The sequence below is a fragment of the Streptomyces sp. ICN903 genome (genome assembly GCF_022015835.1).
GTDB classification, from domain to species: domain Bacteria; phylum Actinomycetota; class Actinomycetes; order Streptomycetales; family Streptomycetaceae; genus Streptomyces; species Streptomyces fenghuangensis.
In genome coordinates, this window is record NZ_JAKMAY010000124.1 from 8042 (window position 1) to 15558 (window position 7517).

A 7517-nucleotide genomic window follows, 5' to 3' on the forward strand; every position below is an offset into this window, starting at 1 on the left:
CGTGGGCGGGATCGAGGAGCAGGCGTACCCCCGTACGTTCCACACCGCGACGGTCGTCGGGGGCACGGGCGAACACGTCATCCTGTGCCACGCCCACCACCCCTGGATCGCGTTCGCCCGGGAGCGCCGCGACCGGTACAGGGAGGAGTTCCTCGAACCGCCACCGTGGGCCCGTGCCTTCACCGACCTGGGGTTCGCGGTGCTTGACCACGCGCAGCTCACTCTGCCGCTCTCTGACGTCGACACCTCGGTCCTGGACCAGGGCCAGTGGCGGGAAGTCCGCTTCTACGGCATCTCGACACTGGGCGGAGTGCTCTTCAACGCCTGGGACTGACGTCCCGTGCAGGGCTCCGTCCCCGGCGGGGCGCATCCGGCGGCCCCTTCCGGGGCGGGGCGCACCCGCCGGGGAGACCGGGGCCGTGCGTGGGTCCGGCCCACGTTCCGCGATCCGTGGCACCGGGGCACCGGTCAGGCGTCGTGCGGCGCCTCCTTCCGGGGACCGGGTTCGGGCGCGAGGACGGCGCGAAGGCGGCCTATGCCCTCCCGCCACTGCGGGCCACTGGTCGTCTCGTCCCAGAGTTCGGCGAGCTCGGACTCCCCGGCGACCACCCGGTCGAGCGCTTCGACGGCGAGCGGCCGAAGGTCGTCGGAGAAAGCGGGAAGGGGCTCCTTGGGCCCGTAGCCCGTGCCGACCGGCTCACCGCCCGGGCACTGCGCCGCGACGAGCGCGGCGGCCGCGACGGCCTCCTCGCCCTCCGAGCCGTCGAGGTAGTCGCGGGCCCGGGCGGCGCGGCCGAGCGTCGCGCGCACGAGGCTCTCGCGTTCCTCCGGGGCCGTCCCGTCCAGGGTGCCGGCGAAGTCCGCGGCCATGTCGTTCTCGAAGGGGCCGAGGTCCCAGGTTCCCACGGTGATCTCCTCACGTTGGCGTGCGGCGATCATCGCAGCGGCCACTGACAGCGGCCGTCAGGAGGAAGGCGGGACGCGCTTTCCGGGGGAGGGCGGAGCCGGTGCGGCCGGACATCCGGCGCCCGAGCGCTCCGGCCCGGTCGGCACGGCTTTCGACGACGCCCGGGTCCCAGGGCAGGGCCGGACCGGCGAGGACGGCGTCGCCGGTCTCGGCCGGTGCCGACGCCAACGGCCTTGCCGGGCCGGGAGTCACCGCGCGTGCGGCACCACTGGGCGGGTCACGGGGACCACGGCGAGGAGGTCGTCCGGCTCGTTGATGTCATCCGGGCCGGTGGTGAGGAGCGGCGGATTCCCGGCCACCGCCACGGAGGCGCCAGCCTTGCTCGGCCGTGTGGTCCTGGTCCGCGCGGAAGGCGTCCAGGCAGATGTCGGGAGCGGTGCGGGACGTCGCCGCGAACTCCGCCCGGGTGACGAACCGCCTGCGCTGCCGCCAGGGGGCCGGCCCGCCGGTCCCCTGGCCGTCGCGGGTGACGGCGAACGGCTGTCCGGCCTGGGCGGCGTCCATGAACTCCATGGATCCGGCGGGGGATTCGGGTTCGGTGATTTCGGGCTGTTCGTTCATACCGTTCACGGTCTTCCCGAGCGCGCCGGTCCTCCCGGGCGGGGCCGCCGCCCGGGAGGACCGGTCGGCTCAGCGCAGGTGGTCGAGGAAGGTGGCCCAGGCGGCCGGGCTGATGCCGAGGACGGGGCCGGTGGGGCGCTTGCTGTCGCGGACGGGGACTATGCCGGGGACGTCGTCGCCTACTTCGACGCAGTCCCCCTGGCCGCCGCTGTAGCTACTCGTGCGCCATATCGCTTCTACCGCGTCGAGTGATGTACGGGCCTCATGGCTCATGGCGTGTACTCCTTGGCGATGCGCTGGATCAGTGCGAGCGATTCCGTCGGAGGCAGCGCTGCCATACGTGCGTCATCGAACAGCGCACGGTAGGAGGCGACTTCGGGCTCCCGTTCCATCCAGATGTTGCCGGTCGGGGTCTCCGTCAGTACGAGGTCGAGCGATGCCACCTGGGGGAAGCTCAGCAGCAGGTACGGGCCGAACATACCCGAGTGGGCACCGCGCGAGAACGGCAGCACTTGGAGGGTGACGTTGGGCCGCTTCGCCATGGTGGTCAGGTGCTCCAACTGCGCGCGCATCACGGCAGGTCCCCCAACCTGCTGGTGGAGGACGCCTTCCGCGAGCACGGCCCAGAAATCCAGTGGTGACTCTCCAGTGAGCCGTTCCTGTCTGGCGAGCCGAACCTCCACGAACCTGTCGATCTCCTCGGGCGTCTGCCAGGTGCGTGAGGCGACCGTGACGGCCCTGCTGTACTCGGCGGTCTGGAGGAGACCCGGAACCAACTGCACCTGGTAGGTCCGGATGCTCTCGCAGATGGCTTCCAGTTCGATCTGGTCGCGGTACGTGTCACCGAGCATGGATTCGTACTGCCGCCACCAGCCTTCACGGCGGCGGCGGTTGGCCCTGCGGGCGAGAGCTTGGAGGCGCTCCTGCGCCTCTGGGTCCTCCACGCCGTACGCCTGCATCAGGGCGATCAGATCCGGCATGCGAACGGGCACGTGCCCGTTCTCGATGCGGCTGATCTTGCCCTTGGTGCAGTCGAGGACTTCGGCCGCGTCGGCGGTGGACAGCCCGGCGTTCTCGCGGAACCGGCGGAGATCGTCGCCGAGTTGGCGGCCCAGCACGGTGGACGGTTTGACGGATGGCATACGCACTGCCTACCAGAGCGCAGGGGGTGTTGGCCCGGTGATTACTCGAATGGGTGAATTATGGGCTGAATAATCCATTCAACGTTGCGTCGTTATCCGGGTCGCGCCACGCTTCTGGCTGTCGCAAGCACGAAGTCCCGCTCACTGCGGGGACTTGATTGACAGTGATCGCTCTCTGGGAGCTGCCATGGCCACACCGCATCACGTCACCTTCCGGCTGTCTCGCCGTCGTAGCAGCGTGCCCAGAGCGCGGGCACTGCTGGGGGCGGTGCTCGGGGAGTGGCGGGTCGGACAGGACGTGCTGGAGACGGCGGAGCTGGTGCTGTCGGAACTGGTCACCAACGCCGTGCGCGTACGGGTGCCGAACGACCGGCAGGTGGGGGTGAAGATCGCGCACTCGCAGGCGGACGGCCTGCTGCGGCTGGAGGTGAGCGACGCGGGGGACGGCTGGCCCAAGGTGCGCGACCCCGGCGAGGACGAGACCGGCGGACGCGGCCTGCTGCTCGTGGAGTCGCTGGCACACCGCTGGGGGGTGCGCAAGCGCGCGTGCGGGATCGGGAAGACGGTGTGGGCCGAGCTGAAGGCCCCGGATCTCGTGTCCGCGCCCGTCGAGAGGGAGATCGCGGCGGTGACGGTCCAGGCCGGGCAGCAGGTCAAACTCTGGGGGCTGTGGAAGACGATCCGCAACGTCAGGGGCGAGCGGTCGCCGCTGGGCGGACTCGCCATGGTGCTGGAGTTGGACGACGGCCCGGCGATGCGCGTGGACGCCGCCGAACCGCTGATCGTCAAGGACGGCGCTGTGTCCTCCCCGCCGGAGAGCGGGGAGGACACAGCGGAGTGATCACGCCTTGGCGGCGCGGCGGCCCCGGGTGGCGGCCGGGGGCCGCCAGGCGCGCAGGTCGTCGTCGGTCAGGCCGTGCTCGCCCTGCTTCTGCTGGCGGTAGCCGGCGAAGAAGTCCGCCGGGGAACCGCTGTAGGCCATGTCGAACTCGTTGTGCCACTGCTCCAGCCACGGCTGGAGCTCCAGCAGGCCCGCGAGGAACGGGGTGATCTCCTCGGTGGACAGCGCGGTGTTGGTGAAGTAGGTGGCCAGCGCCTGGGCCTGCTCGCGGTGGTCCCAGCCCGCCCAGCCGTACAGCTCGGGGGTGGCGGCGTTGGTCTGGGAGTAGGAGATGAACCGCTCCTTGGGCACGTCCAGCTTGCCGCGCGCCTTCCAGTAGGAGGGGCGCAGGAAGTCGGCCGAGGTGTACTTCGGCGGGACGGGGATGGAGTCGCGGATCTTGCGCTTGGCGGGCTCGTCGGGGGCGGCGTCCTCCTGGCGCTGGAGGTCCCACACGTGCTCCCAGTCGGCGCGCTTCTTCAGGCCGCTGGGCTTGTAGCGCAGGGCGGCCAGGAACGGCACATGCTCGCCGCTGATCAGCTCCGCCACCACTGTCGCCAGCTCCTTGCGGGGTGCGTAGAGCTTGGCGACGGCGGTGAAGTCCTCATCCTGGGAGAGGGCGTCGGTGAGGCGGGCCAGGGTGAGGAGGGTGGGCTGGCCGCTCTCGTCGAACCACAGCTCGCGGGCCTCCATCCGGTCCAGTAGCCAGGACCGCAGGGCCTTCTCCTGCATTGCGTCCCAGCCCTCACTCTCCCAGGGACGCTTGTAGTCAGGACGCTCGACCATCCCGATGGCGCGGGAGGACTCGATGGCCTCGATCCGCTTCCGCACGACGGCCTGGTAAGCGGCTGGCCAGCGGGCGGGAATCTCAGTTGTGGGACTAGCCCTATGATCCGCAAACCACCTGTCCGTGGCCTCACCCTGGGCGACCCGACGGGCCAAAACGATCTCAAAGGCGCGCTCCCCGAAGGTGATTTCGGGAATGCTCGGGTCATTGGGGTCCTCGGAGACTCGCAGATCCTCGTCATGCAGGCCGTAAAGAGTGTAGACCTGCCAGTCCAGTTCCTCCTGCAACGCGATCATCCGCGTCCGCGTGGCCTCCCACCGTGCCCGGGCCTCCCGCAGTACTCCGGCGGTGGGAACCGCCTCAGAAGCGACGGTGACAGGGTTGGTGGCAGAGAGTTGCTGAGCGAGGATATCGAGAGCAGATGCAAGGATGGTGGGATACTCGGCAGGAAGTGGAAACTCCTGAATTTTAGTGCCGGTGAACTCGTAGAAATCCCGCCATTTCTCACCCTTAGAGTAACCACCACCAGGGCCGCCCTTGTTGTGGCTCACCTGCTTGAGCCAGAAGCAGGCCGTGGAACTGTTGAGCAGCCCGAGCAGCCGCAGATGCTCCTCCTCGCTTGCTTCTTTCCGCAATTTGATCACCGGAGCAGACTGCTTGAACACCTTGCCGCCCCGGTCCAGCACGAAGTGATTGTGCGTAGCGACGAAGGAAAAAGTGATCAGTAGAGGCGAATTTAGGCGATCCTCCTTGTAGAACGCATAATTAGACCACGGGATACCGCGCTCTTCTTTCGTCTTAGAAAAATAGAGCGTGTTTCGCAATACCTGTCGACCCGGCCAGAGCTCATTCGACTCAAACCGTTTCCGGTCGTCAACTCCAGCTCCAATGGGATAGATGGCGTCAGCACCCGGGAAGCTATCCCAGTCTCGGACCTGATCCCCTTCCAAGAAGGGTCTTACGGGGGTCTCGCGGCTAGCTAGCCAGACAGCAGTCGGCCTGGGGTAAGAAAAAAGTTCGTCATCTCCGGTGATAGCGGAGAAGCCGATAGACGCTGCCAGCGCGGAGAACCTCATCACCGCGGCATTTTCCAGTTGCTCAACCATCTCCTGGCCGCCATCAGCCAGGACCCACGGCTGCCTGCCGAAGTACTTCTCCCGCAGCAAGTCGTCCACAGACACCCACTGACTTACCGAGCCGGGCTTGTCGATCTGTTCCACGATCGCCTGCCAGACCAAGCCCTCCTCGGCGTTCTCCGGCGCGGTGGGTTCACCTTGAACGCTTCGGACCGTGCGAATCGCCGCAGCGCGCCCCTTCCCGGCTCGACGCTTACCCACAAGGATGACGGTCGGCGTCCCGTGCCCCGGGATGTAGGCGCCGGAGGTGTCGATGACCTCGGTCAGTTCAACCTTGTGGGCGAAGTACTCCTCGATCAGCTTGGTGCCGAATTCCCGCTTCATGAAGGAGTTGGCGGTGATCTGGCCAACCATGCCGTAGCCGCTGCCGTCCGGCTCCCCGGTCTTGGCCAGTTGGAAGAACCGCTCAGCAAAGGGAACCGACAGCGCGTACTTGCCCGCGCAGGAGTCGTACAGCTCCCGGTACAGGGCGTTGAGCTTCTTGTCCTTGACCGTGATGTACGGCGGGTTGCCCACCACCACGTCGTAGCGGCCCGGCTCCAGGATGCCGGGGTGGTCGTGAATGTCCTCGGTGGCGTAGGAGAACTCTGCCAGCGGGTCGCCGGACTTCTCGCCGATGAGCGTGAATTCGAGCTGCCGCTCCTTGATGAGGGAGTCGCCCACCGCCAGGTGGATCGGCCACTCGTACTTCGCCGCCTCCTCCAGCGTGCGCACACCCGCCGCCGCCATGGCGGCGATCAGCAGGCGGAACCGCGCGATGGCGACCGCGAAGGGGTTGATGTCCACGCCGTGCACGGAATTCAGCGCGGCCCGGACCTGCTCGTGGACGTCCGTACCCGGCCGCCGCTCTGCCCACAGGCGGACCATGCGGCGGAACGCGCCGAGCACGAAGTGCCCGGAACCGCAGGTCGGGTCGATCATCTTCAGCTCGCCGAAGCGGTCGCCCATCTCCCGCACGACCGGGTTCATGGTGCGGTCGAGGATGAACTCCTCCACGAACTCCGGTGTCTGGAGCAGCGCGTACGTCTTCCGCGCCGCATCGCTGAGGTCCTGGTACAGGTCGCCCAGGAAGCGGGTGTCCCACCCTTCCGTGCCGTCCTCGCTCAGCGGGTCGGTGAAGTCGTGGACGAGGACGCCGGTCTCGTCGCGCTCGCGCCAGAACTCGATCAGCTCGCGGGCGCCGTCATGGGAGAGCGGGATCTGGTACAGCGGGTTGCGCCGCCGGTCGAACAGGAGGCGGCCGGCCGGGCCCGAGCCGATGTCGGTGAACGCCTTCTCCAGCCAGCCCCGGTAGGTGGGGTCGGTGTCCGTCTCCACGTAGTGGTCGTAGCGGGCCTCGGCCAGCTCGCGCCGGTCGGCGTCCGGGCCCGTGACGTACGGCTCGGGGATCAGGCGGTTGTCCTCGCAGAACCGCACGAACACCGTGCCCAGCACCCACGCCACCGCGACCTGCGTGACCCGCTCGCCCAGCCACTGGCTCCAGGTGGCGCCCGTGCGGCCGATCCCGAAAGCCTGGTCGTACTCGTCCCGCAGCCTGCCCGCGACCGCCTGCGCCGCCCGTACCCGCTCCGCGCGCTCCTCGGGCAGCTCCGCCGCACGCTCCTCCACCCAGGCCGCCCACCTCGGGGTGCCCTCGGGGTCGGCCTTCTTCTCCTTGCCGTACTCGGTGCGCAGCGGTTTCAGGACGGCCTCGCCGTCCCGCACCTGCCGGTCGAGATCCGCCTCGGCGGCCCTGACCTGCTTGATCAGGTCAGCCAGCAGTGCCTTGCGGTCGATCACGTGATCACGTCTCCCGTCGTGCCTGTCGCCCCCGTGGGCGCGTCTCCGAGGCCGCGTCCACCCCCGTCCGCGCGCACGGCGCGTGCGCCGGTTCCCCGCGGAACCGGCCAAAGGAGGACATGCGGCTTCGAAAGCCCTGGCAGATCGTAGTCCCCGGCCGCCCGACGGGAGAGGGGGTCGTGCGGATCACCCCGTTCCGCCGGACTCGGCGGACGGCCGCCGGGGGGCCTGGTCGCGCGCCTCCGACCGGGGTGCGGGGGGCTGC

General features: G+C 68.8%; 7 protein-coding genes. 2 read left to right on the plus strand and 5 right to left on the minus strand.

The features are described from left to right. The coding region (locus L7D48_RS14740) for a hypothetical protein (RefSeq protein WP_237879890.1) at positions 1-334 on the plus strand (334 nt) is incomplete at its 5' end. A 134-nt stretch (positions 335-468) separates the two neighbouring features. On the opposite strand, the gene L7D48_RS14745 is transcribed toward L7D48_RS14740, so the two are convergent. The 4 genes from L7D48_RS14745 to L7D48_RS14760 form a co-directional block, all read right to left on the minus strand. Continuing rightward, the gene (locus tag L7D48_RS14745) at positions 469-906 is read right to left on the minus strand and encodes a DUF4259 domain-containing protein (RefSeq protein WP_237879891.1); all 438 of its coding nucleotides are present in this window, start codon (positions 904-906) and stop codon (positions 469-471) included. A gap of 319 nt (positions 907-1225) precedes the next feature. Continuing rightward, positions 1226-1528: a prevent-host-death protein gene (locus tag L7D48_RS14750; RefSeq protein WP_237879892.1), complete on the minus strand. Its 303-nt coding sequence runs from the start codon at positions 1526-1528 to the stop codon at positions 1226-1228. Between the two features lie 69 nt (positions 1529-1597). Further along, positions 1598-1801, minus strand: a complete 204-nt coding sequence (locus L7D48_RS14755) for a DUF397 domain-containing protein (protein WP_237879893.1) — start codon at positions 1799-1801, stop codon at positions 1598-1600. After that, positions 1798-2670: a helix-turn-helix transcriptional regulator gene (locus L7D48_RS14760; protein WP_237879896.1), complete on the minus strand. Its 873-nt coding sequence runs from the start codon at positions 2668-2670 to the stop codon at positions 1798-1800. Before L7D48_RS14760 ends, L7D48_RS14755 begins: the two co-directional genes overlap by 4 nt. A gap of 187 nt (positions 2671-2857) precedes the next feature. Between L7D48_RS14760 and L7D48_RS14765 the strand changes: the two genes are divergently transcribed. Then, entirely contained in the window at positions 2858-3511 is a 654-nt protein-coding gene (locus L7D48_RS14765; protein ID WP_237879894.1) for an ATP-binding protein, read from the plus strand. Here the strand turns inward: L7D48_RS14765 and pglX are convergent, their stop codons facing one another. Further along, on the minus strand, positions 3512-7252 hold the full coding sequence (gene pglX / locus L7D48_RS14770) for a BREX-2 system adenine-specific DNA-methyltransferase PglX (RefSeq protein ID WP_374492265.1): 3741 nt from the start codon (positions 7250-7252) through the stop codon (positions 3512-3514). Between the last annotated feature and the right edge of the window lie 265 nt (positions 7253-7517).

Coding starts and splice junctions, on each gene's coding strand:
- L7D48_RS14755 (WP_237879893.1), bottom strand. CDS start 1,801: ATGAGCCATGAGGCCCGTACATCACTCGACGCGGTAGAAGCGATATGG.
- L7D48_RS14750 (WP_237879892.1), bottom strand. CDS start 1,528: ATGAACGAACAGCCCGAAATCACCGAACCCGAATCCCCCGCCGGATCC.
- L7D48_RS14765 (WP_237879894.1), top strand. CDS start 2,858: ATGGCCACACCGCATCACGTCACCTTCCGGCTGTCTCGCCGTCGTAGC.
- L7D48_RS14760 (WP_237879896.1), bottom strand. CDS start 2,670: ATGCCATCCGTCAAACCGTCCACCGTGCTGGGCCGCCAACTCGGCGAC.